The organism is Microcoleus vaginatus PCC 9802 (assembly GCA_022701275.1).
GTDB classification, from domain to species: Bacteria; Cyanobacteriota; Cyanobacteriia; order Cyanobacteriales; family Microcoleaceae; genus Microcoleus; species Microcoleus vaginatus_A.
This window is the reverse complement of record CP031740.1, coordinates 5,426,611-5,446,137: the sequence shown is the minus strand read 5'-3', so window position 1 is coordinate 5,446,137 and position 19,527 is coordinate 5,426,611. Positions and strand designations below refer to the sequence as shown.

Annotated in this window: 22 protein-coding genes and 1 pseudogene; 6 read left to right on the top strand and 17 right to left on the bottom strand. The window is 46.4% G+C overall.

Annotated elements, in window-relative coordinates; genetic code table 11:
* Positions 1-38 precede the first annotated feature (38 nt).
* Positions 39-647 carry a hypothetical protein gene (locus D0A34_22445; protein UNU21233.1) on the top strand — a complete coding sequence of 203 codons (609 nt, stop codon included), beginning with the start codon at positions 39-41 and terminating at the stop codon, positions 645-647.
* Positions 644-1,096, top strand: coding sequence for an FHA domain-containing protein (locus D0A34_22440; protein UNU21232.1), 453 nt, complete (start codon positions 644-646; stop codon positions 1,094-1,096). The genes D0A34_22445 and D0A34_22440 overlap by 4 nt, the downstream gene beginning before the upstream one ends.
* A gap of 141 nt (positions 1,097-1,237) precedes the next feature.
* On the opposite strand, the gene D0A34_22435 is transcribed toward D0A34_22440, so the two are convergent.
* The gene (locus D0A34_22435) at positions 1,238-1,816 is read right to left on the bottom strand and encodes a DUF1997 domain-containing protein (protein UNU21231.1); all 579 of its coding nucleotides are present in this window, start codon (positions 1,814-1,816) and stop codon (positions 1,238-1,240) included.
* Between the two features lie 208 nt (positions 1,817-2,024).
* Between D0A34_22435 and D0A34_22430 the strand changes: the two genes are divergently transcribed.
* Positions 2,025-2,951 (top strand): prephenate dehydratase, encoded by a 927-nt coding sequence (locus tag D0A34_22430; GenBank protein UNU21230.1) that lies wholly within the window; start codon positions 2,025-2,027, stop codon positions 2,949-2,951.
* Between the two features lie 50 nt (positions 2,952-3,001).
* A complete protein-coding gene (locus tag D0A34_22425; protein ID UNU21229.1) occupies positions 3,002-3,646 on the top strand; it encodes a pentapeptide repeat-containing protein in 645 nt (214 codons plus the stop codon).
* 33 nt (positions 3,647-3,679) lie between these two features.
* Here D0A34_22425 and D0A34_22420 read toward each other — a convergent pair whose 3' ends face one another.
* The 7 genes from D0A34_22420 to D0A34_22390 form a co-directional block, all read right to left on the bottom strand.
* Entirely contained in the window at positions 3,680-4,612 is a 933-nt protein-coding gene (locus D0A34_22420) for a PspA/IM30 family protein (protein UNU21228.1), read from the bottom strand.
* Positions 4,613-4,827: 215 nt separating this feature from the next.
* Positions 4,828-5,469 (bottom strand): ATP-dependent protease, encoded by a 642-nt coding sequence (locus D0A34_22415; GenBank protein ID UNU21227.1) that lies wholly within the window; start codon positions 5,467-5,469, stop codon positions 4,828-4,830.
* 408 nt (positions 5,470-5,877) lie between these two features.
* Positions 5,878-6,195, bottom strand: coding sequence for a 30S ribosomal protein S10 (locus tag D0A34_22410; GenBank protein ID UNU21226.1), 318 nt, complete (start codon positions 6,193-6,195; stop codon positions 5,878-5,880).
* Between the two features lie 182 nt (positions 6,196-6,377).
* Complete coding sequence (gene tuf, locus D0A34_22405) at positions 6,378-7,607, bottom strand: elongation factor Tu (GenBank protein ID UNU21225.1); 1,230 nt, start codon at positions 7,605-7,607, stop codon at positions 6,378-6,380.
* A gap of 102 nt (positions 7,608-7,709) precedes the next feature.
* The gene (gene fusA, locus D0A34_22400) at positions 7,710-9,782 is read right to left on the bottom strand and encodes an elongation factor G (protein UNU21224.1); all 2,073 of its coding nucleotides are present in this window, start codon (positions 9,780-9,782) and stop codon (positions 7,710-7,712) included.
* A gap of 345 nt (positions 9,783-10,127) precedes the next feature.
* Positions 10,128-10,598, bottom strand: a complete 471-nt coding sequence (locus D0A34_22395; GenBank protein UNU21223.1) for a 30S ribosomal protein S7 — start codon at positions 10,596-10,598, stop codon at positions 10,128-10,130.
* A 145-nt stretch (positions 10,599-10,743) separates the two neighbouring features.
* Entirely contained in the window at positions 10,744-11,124 is a 381-nt protein-coding gene (locus tag D0A34_22390; GenBank protein ID UNU21222.1) for a 30S ribosomal protein S12, read from the bottom strand.
* Between the two features lie 453 nt (positions 11,125-11,577).
* Here D0A34_22390 and D0A34_22385 point away from each other — a divergent pair, with 453 nt between their 5' ends.
* Entirely contained in the window at positions 11,578-11,781 is a 204-nt protein-coding gene (locus tag D0A34_22385; protein ID UNU21221.1) for a hypothetical protein, read from the top strand.
* Positions 11,782-11,988: 207 nt separating this feature from the next.
* Positions 11,989-12,840, top strand: coding sequence for a metal-dependent phosphohydrolase (locus D0A34_22380; protein ID UNU21220.1), 852 nt, complete (start codon positions 11,989-11,991; stop codon positions 12,838-12,840).
* Between the two features lie 230 nt (positions 12,841-13,070).
* On the opposite strand, the gene D0A34_22375 is transcribed toward D0A34_22380, so the two are convergent.
* The 9 genes and pseudogenes from D0A34_22375 to D0A34_22335 form a co-directional block, all read right to left on the bottom strand.
* Entirely contained in the window at positions 13,071-13,586 is a 516-nt protein-coding gene (locus D0A34_22375) for a transcriptional repressor (protein UNU21219.1), read from the bottom strand.
* Positions 13,587-13,806: 220 nt separating this feature from the next.
* Positions 13,807-14,013 carry a hypothetical protein gene (locus tag D0A34_22370; protein UNU21218.1) on the bottom strand — a complete coding sequence of 69 codons (207 nt, stop codon included), beginning with the start codon at positions 14,011-14,013 and terminating at the stop codon, positions 13,807-13,809.
* A 245-nt stretch (positions 14,014-14,258) separates the two neighbouring features.
* A complete protein-coding gene (locus D0A34_22365; GenBank protein ID UNU21217.1) occupies positions 14,259-14,678 on the bottom strand; it encodes a hypothetical protein in 420 nt (139 codons plus the stop codon).
* On the bottom strand, positions 14,570-15,067 hold the full coding sequence (locus D0A34_22360; GenBank protein UNU22417.1) for a photosystem antenna family protein: 498 nt from the start codon (positions 15,065-15,067) through the stop codon (positions 14,570-14,572). The genes D0A34_22365 and D0A34_22360 overlap by 109 nt, the downstream gene beginning before the upstream one ends.
* Positions 15,068-15,616: 549 nt before the next feature.
* Complete coding sequence (locus D0A34_22355) at positions 15,617-16,354, bottom strand: DNA-binding response regulator (protein ID UNU22416.1); 738 nt, start codon at positions 16,352-16,354, stop codon at positions 15,617-15,619.
* A gap of 596 nt (positions 16,355-16,950) precedes the next feature.
* Complete coding sequence (locus tag D0A34_22350; protein ID UNU21216.1) at positions 16,951-17,913, bottom strand: FTR1 family iron permease; 963 nt, start codon at positions 17,911-17,913, stop codon at positions 16,951-16,953.
* Between the two features lie 111 nt (positions 17,914-18,024).
* Positions 18,025-18,459, bottom strand: a complete 435-nt coding sequence (locus D0A34_22345; GenBank protein UNU21215.1) for a bacterioferritin — start codon at positions 18,457-18,459, stop codon at positions 18,025-18,027.
* A gap of 116 nt (positions 18,460-18,575) precedes the next feature.
* Positions 18,576-18,899, bottom strand: coding sequence for a hypothetical protein (locus D0A34_22340; GenBank protein ID UNU21214.1), 324 nt, complete (start codon positions 18,897-18,899; stop codon positions 18,576-18,578).
* Positions 18,860-19,427, bottom strand: a pseudogene (locus tag D0A34_22335) (hypothetical protein). The gene D0A34_22340 and the pseudogene D0A34_22335 overlap by 40 nt, the downstream one beginning before the upstream one ends.
* Positions 19,428-19,527 lie beyond the last annotated feature (100 nt).

The following is a 19,527-nucleotide window of genomic DNA, read 5'->3' as shown; positions in this document are numbered from 1 at the left end:
CGCTATGAGAGATTGATGTGTTGTCGCTCAAAATTCCAGTGCTGCTCAAAGCATTGTATTTTAAAGGTATCGCATCAATAAGGAAAATGTTAGCAACTCAAAAAGACCTATGCTGTTTGATACAACCAACAAGTATTTTATCTAGAGACCCCAGCATTAATAATTGGTTAACTTCTTTCTTTACAAACAGCGATTCCTCGATCGTTGACTGTCGCCCGATCGAGAACTCGAATCAGGGCTGCAACCAGCGCGGGTCTGAGTTAAATTCTCTGGTTCGTCAGCGGGAAAAGGGTGATTTGGCCGCTCAAATTGAGCGGCTCACCCATGCGAACAATCGCTCCCTCCCAGACCACATTAATCAAGCGGTTAAGACCGCTGTCAATCACTGCGACGTTCACCCGATTAAGAACATCGTGTTTGGTGGTTACCGAGGACAGCAAAAATTTGCGCCTGCGCCAAAAGCTAACCATCAAAAGTTTGTTCCAATGCCTCAAGCAGCCAAAAGTTCAACTTTTACGGCAGAGCGAGGGAATCAGGGCCCACTGACGACGCCTTTAAAAATCAAATTTTTTGCAGTTTTCTCCCAAAAAATCTCTCTGGAAGTATCCCCGTTTCTGTCTGGCGGTGGAGTGTCTAAACATCAGTGATTACCTTAACTCTTTTACATCCTATCCAGTCTGTCGCGGTTCAAAGTTGGTGTTTTGAATCAGAACCGGTGGTTCGGATCGGTCGATCGAACGACAATGATGTAATTATTTACAGCGCTGTAGTTTCCCGCCACCATGTAGAGCTGTGGAATCACGCCAATGGCTGGGAAATTATTAATTTTGGTGCTAACGGCACTTATGTAGATGATAGACCGATCGCTCAGGTGTCAGTTGTGGACGGGATGACAATTCGCTTGGGCAATTCCGGGCCAAAAATCAGAATTGGGGTGGGCGCCACGAATCAACCGGGCAAAATAATCAAGCCACCGCAGCGGGACCTCCGCCAAAAGGACGAAGTTTCAAAAAACAGGTCTACTGCTTGGCCTGGGGGCGTGGGAATCATCGAAGACGATGAACATGGGGGGCTCACTCAAATCGATCTTGACTGACAGGCAGCTATCTATCCGTGCGGGCTAGTTCAAACAAAGCTCCAGGTACCCAATTCGAGCGTCTAACTAATATTTGGGTAAGAGACCTGATTTGTGCCTACATATCCCTATACATTAATTAACAAGTTCTCTAGTAGGATTTCACCCTTCTAAAGATAAGATTGGGGGGATCTCGAGCGATTTTAGCTCACTTTCGCTGCTTGCCCACCGACGGTAATCGGAGAGCAACTGGTGCATCAACCGCTGTTTGACGCTCATCAGTACGCTCTTGAGCAAAGCATTGCCTGTTGCTTCTAAAATGGGCTTGGGCGTCAGCCAAAACGGCGGCGGTAACTCTACTTGCACTTCCAAATCCGCTTTTCCCTTCAAGTATGCTACCCCGCTGCTTTGGTGTACACAAAGCTGTCCTTTGAGATTGAGAGCAAAGCGATCGTTGATATAACCCACGCCGCGAATTTCGCACGCGACGGACTCCAAATTGATTGTACCGTCCGACTGCGCCCACACCCTCATGTCTACTGTGGGTTGAAGGCTCAGCATCATAAATTGTAACGGTCGCATTTTTAGGCGGAAACAGTCATCGCTTAGCTGTTCTGTGCGACTTTGATCGACAAGGGCGTTCACCAGTCGCCTCGGCTGGCGCAGATAATGTTGAATGGGAACCCGTTCCTCTGGTACCGAGATCTCAACCGATTGGGAAGCATTAAAGCGTATATACATGAGAAGATATCAAAATATAGGATTCCTAAGCATATCTTAATAAAGTATCACCTTTTCTAAGGTGACATAAGTCGCGCACTAAGTCGTGTACCCAGCAATGTCATCCGAGAAATCACCGATAAAAGCTTTCGGGACATTGCTAATTTTTCATCATACTTCCTAGCTGATGAGAGTAAAGCAAACATTTGTAACCTAAAATTGCCTCTAAATGAAAATTTCGATCGCACATCTCGGCCCTGTTGGTACAAATGCAGAAACAGCGGCTCTAGCTTATGTCAATTGGTTGAGCTTGGAAACTAACTTGGAATGCACCCTGTGTCCTTATTCCACCATTTCCCAAGCGCTAGAGGCATCGGCCGTAGGGCAGGTTGACTATTCAGTTGTGCCCGTTGAAAATTCGATCGAAGGCAGTGTGACTGTCACCTTAGATACACTGTGGCGACTCGATCAACTCCGCATTCAACACGCCTTAGTTTTGCCAATTTCCCACGCTCTGGTGTCTAATGCTAAAAATTTTAACGAGATTCAAAAAGTTTACTCTCACCCGCAAGCGCTAGCTCAGTGTCAGGTATGGTTGGGGCAGTTTATTCCCTCAGCTCAATTAATTCCGGCCAATTCTACCACGGAAGCATTGCAATATCTGGAAGATAGAAATGTAGCAGCGATATCTTCGCCAAGAGCTGCTGAACTTTACCATTTGCCAGTGTTAGCTCAACCCATTAATGATTATCCCGATAATTACACTCGATTTTGGGTACTCAGCAGGAGTTTTGGAGAAATCGCCAACGTAGAAGCAGGGGAGCGCTCATCCCTTAAATCCATTACACAATCTGCTTCTAAGTTGATCCTCGATGCTTCACCGTCTAATTGCACCCATACCTCACTAGCTTTTAGCGTACCTGCCAATATGCCGGGATCACTGGTAAAACCTTTGCAAGTATTTGCCAGTCGCGGTATTAATTTAAGTCGGATTGAATCTAGACCTACTAAAAGATCGCTCGGAGAATATATTTTCTTTATGGACGTTGAAGCTAACGCCTGCCAAGCATTTGTTCGATCGGCACTCGAAGAATTAAAAAATCACACAGAAACTTTAAAAATATTTGGTTGCTATAGTCTACTGTCAGTAGTATAATTTTCTTGTATGTAGTATACTTTTTAAGTAAAGCTTAGGAGGCTGGTGAGATGAATGCTGATGAACTTCTCAAGCGATACGCAGCCGGAGAAAGAAATTTTCATGAAACCAACTTGAAAGACGCTTCTTTGCGAGAAGCTTTCCTAATTCATATTAATCTAGCCTGCGCGAATCTCAAAGAAATAAATTTTGCTTTGGCCAACCTGGGGGGGGCAAACTTAATAGGTACCAACCTCAAGAATGCTTGCCTGGTGATGACAAAGCTCAATGGGGCTAACCTGAGCCAAGCAGATCTCACTTTCGCCAGATTAACAGGAGCTGACCTGATTGAAGCAAACTTGGAAAACGCCAACTTGAGCGACACCAAAATGATAGGTGTTAATTTGAGCGGAGCTTCCTTGTACGCCGCCAACCTAATGGAAGCAAACCTCATAGATGCTTGCTTGGACCATACAAACCTCGAAAAAGCCAATCTAAGCGAGGCTAAACTGCGGGGAGCGAGTCTGAGAACAGCCAATTTGAAAGGCGCTTTTTTGTGTGAAAGTAACCTTGAGGCCGCAGACTTGAGAGGAGCTGACTTGAGGGGTGCTAATTTGAGCGGGGCATTTTTGTGCGGCGCTAATCTCGAAGGAGCTAAGCGAGATGAGGAAACAATTTTCAGTGGGACAATACATTTTTGCGTCAGACAAGTCTGACATCAGGCAATATATCAGCAGAGAATCCGACAACTAAGGACTAAAAAATATACTGTTGACTTGGCTGAAAGTGAAGTCTATTTGCTGCTGTACCTTAGCAAAATGAAGCTGCATCTTGAGGATCTCTTTCTTGGAAGTAGCTTGAGCAATCTTACTTTCCAAAGCCAGCAAGTTGCGGTTGAGATTTTCTACTCGCACAGTTTGGTAGTCTAAGTCAATTTTTAGTTCTGCCACCTGATCGAATTGAACCTGCTTGCCAACCACGGCGAGGCGGACTGAATTTTCATCCTGTGTCTGAAGAGCTAGCAAAGCTCGTTGCTGCCACTGGTTGGCTTGAGATTCAGCTTGATTGTACAGCCACTGAATCCGCAGTTGGGCGGAAATCGCAGTGCCAACAGCCTGACGCAGTTCTTTGAGAGGTTCCTGAATTTCTAAGATTAATAGTTCCCAAAGATTCATCAGTTCGCTGGTAAATTCTTCGCGTTCTACAGAGGCTACCAGTGCTTCTAAGAGCAACAAATTTGGTTGCATCTGCTGCGTAACTGTCTCAAATATTAACTGTGCTTCGGACATTTGCCGATCGTAATTTTTTTCTGAGACTGCACCGGATGAGTGCTTTAATATTTTTTCACTGCTGTCTACCTTAGCTTCTGAATCTGAACTTGAAGCTACAAAGGCCTGTAATTTTTCGCGGGCGATCGAATTCAGCCTTTGTCGAAGCAAATCGCAGGCCGCCCGCTGCACTGGCCCTGTTTCGCTTTGACAAATCTTGATGACTATTTTTAAGCCGGCATCGCCGTAATTCAATGTCTCTCTCAGGGCGGCGATTCGATGTTCGCTGACAGAACTAGACAGCCGATGTTTAACTCCTGCTAATCCGCCGAGCACTACACCGCCCACAGGAGGTGGCAGTTGACCGCCTCTAACTGCATCGTATGGTTTCGGTTGGTCGTGATTGTCTAACACAAGCTACTGCTATAAGGAACCTATCCGAACCTGTTTGAAGTTAAGAATTAAACAGATACCAGGTCCAAAAAAGAATGGAACTGTAGGCAATCTCCCAACTCTTAGTTCATAACTCATTCCCTATCGAAAATCGAAAATCGAAAATGGTATGATTTGTGTGTAATTCTTTCTTCAAAGCAGGTCAAACCGATCGTGCTTTTTCCTAGGCAAATTGGCTACTTGAGGGTATCTTTAAGTACAGTCCTCGCTGCCAAGTGATTGCGAGTAGAAGTCAAAATTTCGGTTTCGCGTTCCAATCTCGCAGCAGTATCTTGCAATTCTAAAAGAGTTTGCTGTTCTGTCGCTGCACCGTAAAGGTAGCTGGCTACCCAGTAGGACAATTCGGTGGGCAAACTAGGAATGTCTTCCGGCAGGTCGATCGGCTGATCCATCAATTTACTGGAGAGGCGAACTACATCTCTCAGCAGTTGTTCGACATCTTTTCCCAAAGGTCTGAGGTCTTTTTGGGGCGGTTCGTCTTCAATCCATTCTACTAGACCGACTAAATACGGTTTTTCCCGAACGGCGTCGAGCACTCGGAACCGCTGCTGCCCGAGAGTCATAATTTTCATGCGATCGTCGGGCAGGCGTTGGCAGTGAATCACTTCGGCGCAACAGCCAACGGCAGAGACTTTGTTTTGGTTGGGGTCCCACATGAGTACACCGAAACGCCGATCGCCCTCCAGAATCGTATTCATCATGATTCGATAGCGAAACTCGAAGATTTGCAGTGGGAGTGGCCTACCTGGAAATAGAACCACTTCCGGCAACGGAAATAAGGGGAGTTCGCGAACTGCTACAGAGGAAGAGGATGCCATTGTCGCTCAAAAGTGACGGTACTTGCGCTTATTTTTCTTACTTTAACTGATTAAAGGCAATTCCGGGGCAGGAGCGAGCGGGGTTTTTCGGTGGCAACGGGAGCGACGGCTCGCTATCTCCGGTGCTGGCAGCTTGACACAGGCGTTATTTCGTCAAAATGTTAAATATACCTTTTTGCTAAACTAAGTGATCCCGAAGGCGATGATAGCGACTGCTAAAGGAGCGTTTTTGTAGTGATCGCGCCTTAATTAAGAATAATTATTTAAGTTCGTGTTGGAGCAGAAATTATTGCTGATTATTAACTAATAACTAATACCTAATAAGTAATGACTAGGGAAATTTCTACAAAAAGAAGGAACAATTTATTTAATCTTTGTTCCTTCTTTCCGAGTTTTCGATAAGTCAATCTACAGCTTGACTTCGATATCTACGCCGGCTGGCAAATCCAGTTTCATCAAAGCGTCAATTGTTTTGGCCGATGGCTGGTGAATGTCGATAATCCGTCGGTGCGTGCGGGTTTCAAAGTGTTCGCGAGAATCTTTGTCTACGTGGGGTGATCGCAGCAAGCAGTAAATCCGCCGTTTTGTCGGTAGGGGAATCGGGCCGATCGCTGTGGCTGCTGTGCGATTTGCTGTATCTACAATTTTTTCGCAGGATGCGTCTAGAATTCGGCGATCGAAAGCTTTGAGGCGAATGCGAATTTTTTGTTGTTGAATTGTTGCCATTTTTGTTTCTTGAATTTTCTAGGTTCAGTTTGTTATTTGTTGTCTGTTGTCTGTTGTCTTTTTGCAGTTGTTTTTGGGCTAACTGCTAACAGCAGACTTCTGAGTAATAACTAATCACTAAATAGCAGAAAAGCCTAATTAAATTTTGCGGCTTTTCTGCTATTTAAGCTGTTATCGGAGTCCTACTTGAGGATTTTGGAAACAACGCCGGCGCCGACGGTGCGTCCGCCTTCGCGGATAGCGAAGCGCATTCCTTGTTCGATCGCGATCGGGTGAATCAGCTCAACAGTCATTTTGATCCGGTCACCAGGCATCACCATTTCTGCTTCACTACCGTCATCAGCGGTGAACTGTGCGATCGTGCCGGTCACGTCAGTGGTACGGACGTAGAATTGAGGGCGATATCCAGAGAAAAAGGGCGTGTGCCGGCCGCCTTCTTCCTTCTTGAGGATGTACACTTCAGATTCAAACTGAGTGTGAGGCAGGATGCTTTTCGGCTTAGCAATCACCATTCCGCGTTCAATATCCGCCTTTAAAATCCCCCGCAGCAGTAGGCCCACGTTATCGCCGGCCAAACCTTCCTCCAGAGACTTGGTGAACATTTCCACACCAGTCACCGTAGTGCTGCGAGTGTCCTTAAGACCCACCAATTCGACTGTTTCGCCGACTTTGATGGTTCCGCGCTCAATCCGGCCTGTGGCGACAGTACCCCGACCAGTAATCGAGAATACGTCTTCAACTGCCATCAAGAAAGGCTTGTCAACTTCGCGCTCTGGGGTGGGGATGTAAGCATCTACTTCTTCCATCAGCTTGTAAATTTTGTCAACCCACTCATTTTCGCCCTTTACAGTCTTGGGATTAGCAAGCATCGCTTCGAGAGCTTTCAATCCCGAACCTGTGACGATGGGGATGTCATCGCCCGGAAAATCGTAAGAGCTCAAAAGTTCGCGAACTTCCAGTTCTACCAATTCCAACAGTTCAGCATCATCCACCATGTCTTCTTTGTTCAAGAACACAACCAAGCTGGGAACGCCAACTTGCTTTGCCAGCAGGATGTGTTCGCGAGTTTGAGGCATGGGGCCGTCTGCTGCTGATACCACTAAGATGCCGCCGTCCATTTGAGCTGCACCGGTGATCATGTTTTTCACATAGTCAGCGTGTCCGGGGCAATCTACGTGGGCATAGTGCCGACCTGTGGTTTCGTATTCGACGTGAGCAGTATTAATCGTAATACCCCGTGCTTTTTCTTCTGGCGCGGCGTCGATGTCGGCGTAGTTCTTAGCCTTTGCTTGACCTAGTGCAGAGAGAGTCATCGTAATCGCGGCGGTCAAAGTTGTTTTGCCGTGGTCAACGTGACCGATCGTGCCGATGTTTACGTGGGGTTTATTCCGTTCAAATTTTGCGCGTGCCATTCTCGATTTGTTCCTTGTTTCTTTTAGCGATTTTAGATTTTAACATTTTAGATTTTAGACTTTGGATTTCATCCAAAATCCAAAATCTAAAATTCAAAATCGTTAGTTACCTTTGTTCTTAGCGATGATGGCTTCAGCCACATTTCGCGGCACTTCTTCGTAATGGCTGAATTCCATTGTGAAGATGCCCCGACCTTGGGTTTTCGAGCGGATGTCAGTGGCGTAGCCAAACATTTCTGCTAGTGGAACTTTTACAGAAACTTTGGCAATTCCCTGATCCGTCTCTTGGCCTTCGATCTGACCCCGACGCGAGTTGAGGTCTCCGATGACGTTCCCGATGTAATCTTCGGGAACTTCAACCTCTACTTTCATCATAGGCTCTAGCAGCACTGGCGACGCCTTCATCACGGCTTCTTTGATCGCCATTGAGCCGGCGATCTTAAATGCCATTTCCGAAGAGTCTACGTCGTGGAAAGACCCGTCTACCATAGTAGCTTTGAGGTCGATCACGGGATATCCTGCTACAATACCCGATTCGCAGGCTTCTTTCATCCCTTGTTCTGCCGGGCCGATGTACTCTTTCGGTACAGTGCCGCCGACAATTTTGGAGACAAATTCAAAGCCACTTCCGACTTCGGTAGGTTCTAGTTCGATCACGACGTGACCGTACTGACCTTTACCGCCGCTTTGGCGGATAAATTTACCTTCGGCGCGGACGGCTTTGCGAATGGTTTCGCGGTAGGCTACTTGCGGCTGACCCACGTTGGCTTCTACTTTGAATTCCCGCAGCATCCTGTCTACCAGGATTTCCAGGTGCAGTTCGCCCATGCCGGCGATGACTGTCTGGTTGGTTTCTGGGTCAACGTTGACTCGGAAGGTGGGGTCTTCTTCCGAGAGCGACTGGAGGGCTTTGGAAAGCTTCTCCATGTCTTGTTTGGTTTTGGGTTCGACAGCCACCGAGATGACTGGCTCTGGAATAAACAGAGATTCCAGAATCACGGGCGCTCCTTCTTCGCAGAGGGTGTCGCCGGTGAAGGTGTCTTTCAAACCCAAGGCTGCTCCCAAGTCTCCGGCCCGCAGTTCCTCAACTTCTATCCGATCGTCGGCTTTGAGGACAATTAAGCGAGAAACCCGCTCTTTTTTGTCCTTGGTGGAGTTGAGGACGTAGGTGCCTTTTTTGAGGATACCGGAGTAGACGCGAACAAAGGTCAGCCGGCCGTAGGGGTCAGCCATGATTTTAAATGCCAGGGCTGACAGGGGCGCGCCGTCGTCTGCAAATCGTTCTGCGGTGTCGCCGTTGGGCAGGAGTCCTTGAATTGGGGGAACTTCCAATGGCGACGGCAGGTAGTCGATAACTGCATCCAACAACAACTGAACGCCTTTGTTTTTGAATGCCGAACCGCACAACATGGGGACGATCGTACCTTCGACAGTGCCGTGACGCAGTGCCAAGCGGATTTCGTCTTCCGTTAACTCTTCGCCTTCGAGGTATTTCTCCGTGAGGGCGTCGTTGGTTTCTGCTACCGACTCTATCAGCTTGGTGCGGTATTCTACGGCTAGATCCTTTACTTCATCGGGGATTTCTACTTCCTCGATGTCGGTTCCCGTGTCGTTGTTGTAGATATAGGCTTTCATTTGCACTAAGTCTACAATTCCCCGGAAGTTTTCTTCACTGCCGATCGGGATTTGGATGGGTACGGCGTTCGCTCTCATCCGATCGCGAATTTGGCCGTAGACTTTGTAGAAGTTTGCGCCCATCCGATCCATTTTGTTGACGAACACGATCCTCGGTACTTTGTACCGGTCGGCCTGTCGCCAAACTGTTTCGGATTGCGGCTGCACTCCCCCTACCGAGCAGAACACTGCGATCACTCCGTCGAGCACTCGCATCGAGCGTTCGACTTCGATCGTGAAGTCTACGTGTCCGGGAGTGTCGATGATGTTGATTTTGTAATCTTTCCAACTGGTGGTGATAGCAGCGGCAGTAATCGTAATTCCCCGCTCCCGCTCTTGCTCCATCCAGTCAGTGACTGCTGTTCCCTCGTGCACTTCACCCATTTTGTGAACCATGCCTGAATAGAACAGAATTCTTTCAGTTGTTGTTGTTTTGCCCGCGTCTATGTGGGCTGCGATGCCGATGTTGCGAGTTTTTTCTAGCGGGACGGTACGTGCCACAGCTACCTCCTTAATCTTGTGTTGCTGTTATAATACTATTATACTACACAGTAACCCTATTTTGCACTCCCCAGCGACTTACCAAAGTCTCGGGAGCTTATTGTTACATTTTAATATTTTTTGCAAAATTTGTTTACAAAAATATTAAGGATGCGACATGGAGGATTCCGAGAGTGCGTGAATTTTGAGTGCGTGAATTTTGATTTTGGGAGTCTTGAGTTTGCTTCATGAATCGCAATTGCGCCCAGAGAAGCAATCTCAACACTCAAAACTTACACTTTCCAATTTCTCACCCGATGCTTTTATACCGCACGATCGCGCTCTTCTCCATGCCCGATTTTGCAGTTAGTACCGGTAGTGAGCAAAAGCCTTGTTAGCTTCGGCCATGCGGTGTGTTTCTTCGCGCTTGCGAATAGCACTGCCTGTTTCGTTAGCTGCATCCATCAGTTCGTTGGCTAGCTTGGCGGCCATCGAACGGCCGGTGCGGGCGCGGGCAAATCTGATCAGCCAGCGAAGGGCGAGGGTGGTACCGCGATCGGAACGCACTTCCATCGGTACTTGGTAGGTGGCGCCACCTACCCGGCGGGCTTTGACTTCTACCAGGGGTGTAGCGTTTTTGACTGCTTTTTCAAACAAGTCTAACGGTTCAGCCCCTGTGCGTTCTTGGATGGTTTTGAGGGCGTCGTAGACGATGCTGGAGGCAACGGATTTTTTGCCGTGCTGCATGATCCGTCTCACCATCATGCTTACCAACCGGCTGTTGTAGGTTGGATCAGGTGGAACTGGACGTTTTTGAATAACTGTGCGGCGAGACATAGTTCTATTTGGGATTTTTGATTTTGAATGATTGAGTTTGGGGTTTTGGGATCAGATCTCGATCTATGACGATCGAGCGTGCAATTGATCGGCGCGATCGGATTTATTTTTGCTTCCCAACCCCGATGATCCGGCGAGTTCCGTGTTATTTTTTCTCTTTAGGACGCTTGGCCCCGTATTTGGAACGACCCTGCTTGCGGTCTTTCACCCCAGCGGTGTCTAATGTACCCCGAATGATGTGGTATCTAACTCCGGGCAAATCTTTTACCCGACCGCCCCGGATCATTACTACAGAGTGTTCTTGCAAGTTGTGACCGATCCCTGGGATGTAGGCGGTGACTTCAAAACCAGAGGTCAGCCGTACCCGAGCCACCTTCCGCAGCGCCGAGTTGGGTTTTTTCGGGGTGGTCGTGTACACTCTGGTGCAAACTCCGCGGCGCTGGGGGCAACTCTTGAGAGCTGGCGATTTGGTTTTTTTCTGCGTTTGTTCCCGTGCTGAACGGATGAGTTGCTGAATAGTGGGCATGAGTTACGGCATTTCTAGCTTTTTGCTGAATATAGTGATTTGGCTGTATCCGCACTGAAAGTCCCTTCCCCTCTGGGGGGACGGGATGAATGAAAATAATTATGGGTAAGTGAGGATACCAGACTCTATATTGTACACGACGCGAGTTTCTTTGGCAAGAAATTTGCGCGACCCGCGCTAAAACTTCCTTCCTTGCTGCAAGTTGGGAGGGGGCGAGCGCAACGGGAGAATGGTATGTGACATCCTATAATTTAGGCGCAACTATGATGATTGTCACAGCCGTCAGCAAAATTTATGAAGATCGCCCTATCGCTTTTTCGATCAAATTACCATTGTTAGGAGAGGCGCATTAACTCCAGCCTGCGATCGCATCACAGTCTATAGCCGATCGACATCACATAAAGTTATCTAAAATTGCCGGACAATAAGAAATATACATCGAGTTGACTGCAGATGACAACCAAAGCTTATATTCCTGAATATAAAATTTCCGAACTTTACTTGAACATTTGGAAATCCGGTAAGATCGATCAGACTGTGTTCCAGCAAATTCAATACGCAATTAATTCTCACAGTTTAAAAAGTTCAGAGGAGCGAAAAATTGTCAGCAGGCTACTGTATGCAGTACGGCGGGGATGGGTGTCAGTGATGGACTGAGTTGCTTGGGAGTTTTGACTCAGGGCGCGAGATTGCTTAGTGACTCCCCGGGCGTAGCTGCGTCAAATAGTTTTGAGATTGCCACCCACAGAGCACAACACACACGGGGTGCATGAGTTGTGAGTTCAAATCTCATCCATAAAATTAGAGGACTCCCAAATAGATGCACCGCTCTTGAAAGGCAATATTAAGGTAAAAGGATAGGGTATGTTTAATTCTACAGAACTGCTGATCGAGGCTTTCATCGAACAACTTCAGAACGGGTACAGCCGCACTTACGGAGGCTACAAATCAGACTATGCTGACATTATTGCCTGGGTGGGGGCAATGGCGTTAGAAAACATCGCTAACAGCGATGCTCTTTATCACAATGTAGAGCACGCCATTTGCATTAGCTTAGTCGGTCAAGAAATCTTGCGGGGAAAACACATTCGCAAGGGCGGAGTTTCCTGCGAAGATTGGCTGCACTTCATCATTTCTTTGCTGTGCCAAGACATCGGATATGTCAAAGGAGTTTGCCGGCAAGACCAAGAATCAGAAGGATTGTATGCTACTGGAAAAGATGGCATGAGAATTGCACTTGCTCCCGGTGCAACAGCGGCTAGCTTAGCTCCTTACCGAGTTGACAGAGCTAAATTGTTCATTGACGAGCGCTTCGGCAACCACAAGCTAATTAATGCTGAGATAATTAAGCAGAACATAGAACAGACTCGTTTCTCGGTGCTTGACGGTAACACTGACGAGGAGGCAGTTAATTACTCTAGTTTAGTGCGCGGTGCTGACTTGATAGGTCAGCTCAGCAACCCGCAATATTTGCAGAAAATTGGCGCGCTGTTTTACGAGTTGGAAGAAAGCGGTGCTACTAAACTTTTGGGCTATCGGCATCCGGGCGACTTGCTGCAAAGCTACTCTAAGTTTTACTGGAGCGGCATTTATCCTCACATCAGTGAATCTCTCGGTTACTTGCAGTTGACGCAAGAAGGTAAACAGATTGTTGCTAGTTTGTACGCTAACATATTTCGGATGGAACACCAACGTTGCGATTCTGAGGTTGCTTGACCGAAGGGGAAGGGAAAGGCGACAATTTTTGAATGCGTGACATTGCTTTTCTAATAATTGCTTCGCTAACATTCCTTAACATTCCTTCCCATGCTATTAAGCAGAAGGGAGTTTGAATGCGTGAGATTGCTTTCCTAAGAATCACTTCGCTATCATTCCTGGCAACGCTATTGCCGTACCTGAGTTCAAGAGTTACCAATTACCAATTACCGAAGTGTATTCCATCCCACTCAACTAATTTTTTCATCAATTTCTGAATGATATCTGGGACACAACCAATTGCTGGGTACCAAAGAAGGCCATCCCTCCCGCAGCGCTTCCAAACAAACAGCTCGCACAGTTAATTGACAGTCAAGCAGTTCGACCCCAGCTTTTTCAACTTGCTTTTTGCCAATTCTTAAAATGGATTCATCGCTAAATTCAAAGGTTTTGTGACACTGAATGCAAACCAGGTGGTGGTGGTGGTGCAATTCCGGAAAATTCAGTTCATAATGTTTGTGCCCTTCTGCTAATTCTAGTTCACGCAAAATTCCAATTCTTGCTAATAAATGCAGGGTTCGGTAGACAGTAGACAAGCCTATTCGTTCTCCTTTATTCTGCAAAGTTCTGTATAACTCTTCCGCACTTAAATGATTGCCTTGTGGCAGATTTTGAAAGACACTCAAAATAGTTTCTCGCTGGGGAGTCAGGCGGCAGCCTCTCTGGTTGAGTTCGACTTTGAGTGAGTTAGCACTGTATAAATTCATGTCGCCAAAAATAAAAAACTTGAACGAGGCCTCTAGGGGATTATCTGTTATTTATTCGCGCTCTTTTGTAGATTCTCCTAAAGTGTATTTTCCGTGATAATCCATCTAATTCTAGACTTCCCCTTTAGTTAAGGGTAATCTGCTAGGCATCTATCCCCCTTGCTAAAAGTGGAACTAAAAAAGTAGTTTTCGGTATTTATGCGTAATTTTTGTGAAGTTTTTAGCAATGTTGCTGATAAGCATTGGTAAAACAAGTTTTAGGGTCAAAGTCAGTGCAACCGATTACATCTTCAGTACAAGCAACGCCCGGGCACACTGTAAATTTGAGGCGGTAGTCCGTCGTAAAAAAATCCCAATAACAATGAAGGGGATACAAGCGCTTGATTTGATGCGCTCCTTCTGGCAATGTTACGGACCGACTCCACAAAAATAATCAAAGTGGCGATACATAAATTTTAGAAAAAGACAGTCATACGGTTATTGTCTCAAGGTTGACCGAAATCAGAACGGCGTTTGTAGGTAAAAAATAGGAATTGCACCATCGATTTTCTGTGTGTAACTGCGCTGTAACAGCGACGAAAGGTTTTCAGCAAGTCGGCGGATGAAAGTCTGTTTCGCAATTCCTAATTCTCCGGGCTTGCGATCGACCGATGTCAACCGCAAGCAGAGTAGTTAATTGACAAAACCTCGAACAATGGCATCTATAGGAGAAATATTTTCTAGCAGCAAATAGCCGAGAAAAGCTGCAGAGGTGTCACCGATGACAAAACCACTCGGGAATAAACTCCCATCTTGGGGAGTTTTATGCCAATAGAATGACTTGTCTTTTTCCAGATTGGGGCGATCGCCAACAAAAAGGGCGATCGCCCCAATCCAAATCAATGCCAGCGTCGTCAGCAAACCCGTCAGCCGTGTCAACCCTTTTTCCTGCAACCGAATCAACACAGCAACTGCTCCTACTAGGAAATATCCGTCAGCTAAACTCATAAACCACCGAAATACATAGCTTTGGCCCCCAACAAGAAGGTAGCGACACCCAGCAAAACTAGGCGGATGTCCAAGAGGGTGGTCATTTTGTATGCGTCTTCCCATGTGTAGCCAAAGAAAGAAGTTCTTGCTTCGAGGGTTGCTGGCCCTTTGAGAGAGTGAAAGATGCCGCCGAAGCCTAGAAAGGCTGAGCTGATTAGGTGAATCGCCGTAACGGCGAAGTACGGATCAGTATCGACAATTTTGGCTCCCGCACCCCCGCCCAAGCCGAGTCTGGCTAGGTTTGGCAACAGGATTAAGCCTTGTTCGTACATGGGCAATTCTGGGTTAAAGCGGGAAAGCTCTAATAGGGTATAGGCTCCCGCCCAGAAGACGATGAGGCCGGCGTAGGCGACGTGGGTACCGAGCAAACGGCCGGAAAGGTTGATTAAGCGGGCGTTGCCTACCCACCAGGAAAATGATTTTCCTTCGGCTGGGAAGGATTTTTTTGCCATGCTGGTCACGGCCATTTACCTCTTGAGAAAGATGTCAGGGGAGTTTTAAGCGATTGCAGGTTATTGATATAGATAATCAACAATTTTAGTAGTTTCGTCAAGGGGTATTTGAGAAAAATTTTCACTGATTTGAGTTCAGGTATGTAAATCAGTAGGAAAAAACATCGCTCTATCACGATTAGGACTGTTTTTGGCGCTTGAGCAGAGTTTGGTCTCTCGTTAGCAAAAATAGCAGCTAAAGGAATACTTCTAAATTTATTGATAAATAATATTATTAAAGAGTATTATGGCTAGAGTATTGTTTAAGTAGCGATCCAATTTTCTCGGAAAAGACAAGGGGGAAAAAGAAATCCGGTACTTTCCTATGGACAAGCATCTCTAAAAGTACGGTTAGAGGGGGGTGCGCCATTGTTTTTTTCCGAATCCAGAGAGTTAATGCCTATTTGTTGACATATTCATCTCAAACTCCAAACAACAAAGCCTGAGAGCATTTGTTCTCAGGCTTTTCTCGCGGGATTTTTAACTGCTTGTTGCATCTGGCGCGCTAGCTCAAGCAGAGGATTTGGTTTCTTCAGCTACTTGCTCGTTGTTGGGCAACTCCAGGCAATAGCCGGCCCCGTATACGGTTTTGATGTACCGAGGATGGCGGGGATCGGGTTCCATCTTGGTTCTCAGGTGTCTGATGTGTACACGAATAGTTTCGATGTCGTCGTCGGGGTCGTAACCCCACACTTCTTTGAGAATTTCGCTGGGAGAAACTGTCTGACCGTGGCGCTGAAGCAAGCAGTGCAGCAACTCAAACTCTAGGTGGGTCAGTTTGACTGTCTGAGCGTACCAAACAGCTTCAAACCTTTCGGGGACAAGGGTCAGCGGGCCGTAATTCAGAATTTCGGAGTGTTTGGCAGCTTGGGGGATGCGGTCTGTGCGCCTTAGTAGAGCTCGCACTCGGGCTAGCATCTCTTCTAGTTCAAAGGGTTTGGTCAGGTAGTCGTCGGCGCCGGAGTTGAAGCCTTCTACTTTATCTTGAGTTTGACTTAAGGCTGTCAACATCAAGACGGGAATGTCTGAGGTACGCTCGTCACGCCGCAAACGCTGACATACGGTGAATCCGTCTACTCTAGGCAGCATGAGGTCTAGCATGATCAGGTCGGGGAGCAGTTGTATGGCTAGTGCCTGACCTTTGATGCCGTCTTCTGCCTGGGTGACTTCATAGCCAGCCATTTCTAGGTTGACGGCTACGAGTTCGGCGATCGCCGCGTCATCATCAATAACAAGTATCCGGGGCATCATTATTTATCTCACCGCTAACCGAATGGCAGATCCTACAGCCTTCTGGGGGTTCCAGGTAACTTTAACGAACAATTTTTTAATTTTAAGCTTCATTAAGGATTATAAGGTTGATTAAGAACTTCGGGGCTCTGTAAATATTCTTGTACTAATTATAAGCCCTAAGAGGGCTTATCAGAAAACTGTTGACCAAAAATCTTGCTGGGGGGAGATTTTTGGTCGGCAAGAACAGCCTTAACTTTTGCAGGGTGCGCCTGGGGCTTCACAGGATCGCCCTAACGGTAGTCCGCGTTTTGCATAACCCTGTTAACCCTTAACTGTAAATTTTTTAAGTTAGTTAATTTTGCTTATAAAATTTTTGTGTTTTTTGAGGGGGTAAGGCTTGCTTTGTTGGGGTATTGACGGTATTATTAAATAATACTAATAAAAGTATTTATAAAATAAATAAACAATATTGCCATCGTTAAATGATATCATATAAAAGTCAAATAATAACTCCCGCAACCTGACAATTTTTGGTCACTTTTTTGCCTGTGGGACTAATTTTTTTCTCGCCCTGGAATCAGGAAAACAACCGATAACAACCGCTTGCATACCTACTGAGGGCGAGTTTGCGATCGAGCTGGCTGAGTATTTTTGGTGGGAAGAGTCGCCTTAGATCCTAATTTTTGGAAATAAAGACCGCCGATGGTGGCTAAGAATATTGTGTAAGCCGCTGCTTGGACGAGATAAAGTCGATCTCTGTATCCAAACAGTGCTTTGAGAAGCACTCCTGGAAATTGTCGATCGGGCAAAATTGCCGCTGCATTCCACACCATAGGCCCTAAAATACAAGAGTGGACTGGTGCGAGGCGATCGTAATAAACACAAATTGCTGCATACTTGCTATTCATCTGCGACAAAATCCCAGCAGCTTGATCGAAATGTTTCAGCGCCGATACTGCCAAACCTGCCACGATTAACAGCAACAAAATTCCCATAAACTTGAAAAACAGGCGGATATCAATTTTGACACCCCACTTGAACAGTAGCGCGCCAATGATTGCCGCCCCAGTCAAACCGCCCAAAGCTCCCAAAGCGGGACTCAAACCTTGTTGAAACTGAGCGCTGACAAATATAACTGTTTCAAAACCTTCGCGCAGTACCGCGATAAAAATTAAGCCAAATACGCCCCAGCCGGCATTGGTATTTTCTGTCAAAGCTGCTGTAACGGCCCCTTCAACTTCAGCTTTTAGAAAGCGCGCTTGCTGAGTCATCCAAATTAGCATCCAGCTTAGCATTGCGATCGCCACAATGCCCAACACGCCCTCTAATAGCTGTTTAATTACTGGTGCGTAAGTCTGCTCTGATGTTGATAGTGCTGCCAGCAATCCATTGAATAGAACACCCACACAACCGCTAGCAGCAATGCCGGCTGCGACACCTGCATAAACCCAAGAATTGAGGTGACTTTGCTCGGCTTTTTTGAGGCAAGCTAGTACAATTCCGACGACTAAGGCGGCTTCTACGCCTTCGCGCAGGGTAATTACAAAAGTCGGTACAGCTTCACTAAAATTCATTTTTTATAATCATGGGGCATGGGGGAGAGTGCATTGGTCACTGGTCATTGGAAATAACAACTAACTCATAAGCAATAACCAATAACCAATAACAACTAACTAATCATTAAATCAACTATAATCACGCAGCATTTTTTTCAGTTCTACTTGATGCAATTCTTCTTGCCCAATTAGATTGCGGGCATATTCTTCCAGATAAACGCTGGAGCCGCCCACGACTTCAAGTAAAGATTTATACTTTTTCAGCGCTTTTTTCTCGTGATTTAAACTTTCTTCCAACAAGTCTTTCACCGAGTGTTTGTAGGTTTCTTCGATGGGAGCAATTTTCTGACTGGGATGCCCCTCTAAACCGGTGAGAATTTCTCCTGCTTGTTGGGCGTGGAGTAAGGATTCCGTTGCTTGTGCTTTAAAAAACTGCACGATGGGAATCCGGTTTGGCCCTGTCACCATTAGTGAATAGTGGGTGTAGCGCACGACACCTGCTAGTTCCCATTCCATGATGGTGCATAGCAGTTCCTGGGTTTTTTTGTCGTCAAGTTCTTTCATTGGTTGTTTTAGATGTAGAATGCCTTAGAGGGAGCTGTTTATAATATCACATTTAAGTTAAAAATGAAAAGTAAGGTGCTGATGGCGCACTTTACCGGACAGATGTTGTATGTGAGTTACGGGTTAACTTCTAAGGTTCCCGTAGGAGCAAACACTACAGTAAACTTAGCGACTGGTGCTGCACTGTTACTGCTGCTAGTTTCGGAAGATTTCAGCAGATTTGGCAAAGGAGTTTCTTGGCTGTAATCCTTGGCTGGTTGATTGGGAGGCTCGAAATTGCCGATCGCCCCATCTTGACTTGTAGTGACTCGATAAACTAGATTTTGATTGAACGTAGGGCTAGTTTGCCAACTTTGATCGATGCGATCGTAGACTTTCAGAGCTAGCTCATCTAGTTTTAGCGATTTTTTTTCTCTAAAATTGCGTCGCCATAGTTCCACAAAATCCACGCACAAGCTACTGTTAAAGGCAATGTAAACAGTACGCTAAATTCGTGATATTCCATCAAAACGTACTGCGCTAGACGAGAGTTTTCTTTCAGCGCTGCTCTAGCTCCGACGAGAGTTTTCTTTCAGCGCTGCTCTAGCTCCGCCGAAATCTATGCCTGCTCGATACCGCATATAAGCCCAATTGCCAGTAGCAAGGGCCAAAAAACTCAAAAGAGTTGAGCAAAAGGCTAATGTACGCATTTGCGGCACGATTTTAGGGACACCCCGCAACAATGGAAATGCTAGATGTCCTGTATAAACCATTAGCACTAATGCCAACATTGCACCCAGGCCGTGAATAGTTCCCATCTACTGGTGCCAAGGGCTCGGATGCAATAAGTTAACTAAAGGTAAAAACAGAAATAAACCAGCAGATAAAAAGATCAGCCGGTAGATGGAAACTTGAGCGATATCTAACTGTTTGGGAAATTCAGAGGCCACTAAATCGGTAGTTGAGTCTTGGGTTAAGCGTTGTACCACTGGCAAACCTCCTGTAGGATGCCCGGAAAATTACTTGAGAATAAGTGGATTAGTATTTTGAGTTTCTTGATAATGCAGCTCGTGCGGGCAGAGCCGATCG

What these genes read in the sequence shown, in the direction of transcription:
- D0A34_22380 (UNU21220.1), top strand. Translation starts at nt 11,989, where the DNA reads ATGTTTAATTCTACAGAACTGCTGATCGAGGCTTTCATCGAACAACTT.
- D0A34_22415 (UNU21227.1), bottom strand. Translation starts at nt 5,469, where the DNA reads ATGGCATCCTCTTCCTCTGTAGCAGTTCGCGAACTCCCCTTATTTCCG.
- D0A34_22390 (UNU21222.1), bottom strand. Translation starts at nt 11,124, where the DNA reads ATGCCCACTATTCAGCAACTCATCCGTTCAGCACGGGAACAAACGCAG.
- D0A34_22435 (UNU21231.1), bottom strand. Translation starts at nt 1,816, where the DNA reads ATGTATATACGCTTTAATGCTTCCCAATCGGTTGAGATCTCGGTACCA.
- D0A34_22430 (UNU21230.1), top strand. Translation starts at nt 2,025, where the DNA reads ATGAAAATTTCGATCGCACATCTCGGCCCTGTTGGTACAAATGCAGAA.
- D0A34_22365 (UNU21217.1), bottom strand. Translation starts at nt 14,678, where the DNA reads ATGGGAAGACGCATACAAAATGACCACCCTCTTGGACATCCGCCTAGT.
- D0A34_22385 (UNU21221.1), top strand. Translation starts at nt 11,578, where the DNA reads ATGACAACCAAAGCTTATATTCCTGAATATAAAATTTCCGAACTTTAC.
- D0A34_22395 (UNU21223.1), bottom strand. Translation starts at nt 10,598, where the DNA reads ATGTCTCGCCGCACAGTTATTCAAAAACGTCCAGTTCCACCTGATCCA.
- D0A34_22350 (UNU21216.1), bottom strand. Translation starts at nt 17,913, where the DNA reads ATGAATTTTAGTGAAGCTGTACCGACTTTTGTAATTACCCTGCGCGAA.
- D0A34_22355 (UNU22416.1), bottom strand. Translation starts at nt 16,354, where the DNA reads ATGCCCCGGATACTTGTTATTGATGATGACGCGGCGATCGCCGAACTC.
- tuf (UNU21225.1), bottom strand. Translation starts at nt 7,607, where the DNA reads ATGGCACGCGCAAAATTTGAACGGAATAAACCCCACGTAAACATCGGC.
- D0A34_22425 (UNU21229.1), top strand. Translation starts at nt 3,002, where the DNA reads ATGAATGCTGATGAACTTCTCAAGCGATACGCAGCCGGAGAAAGAAAT.
- D0A34_22345 (UNU21215.1), bottom strand. Translation starts at nt 18,459, where the DNA reads ATGAAAGAACTTGACGACAAAAAAACCCAGGAACTGCTATGCACCATC.
- D0A34_22410 (UNU21226.1), bottom strand. Translation starts at nt 6,195, where the DNA reads ATGGCAACAATTCAACAACAAAAAATTCGCATTCGCCTCAAAGCTTTC.
- D0A34_22375 (UNU21219.1), bottom strand. Translation starts at nt 13,586, where the DNA reads ATGAATTTATACAGTGCTAACTCACTCAAAGTCGAACTCAACCAGAGA.
- D0A34_22360 (UNU22417.1), bottom strand. Translation starts at nt 15,067, where the DNA reads ATGGCAAAAAAATCCTTCCCAGCCGAAGGAAAATCATTTTCCTGGTGG.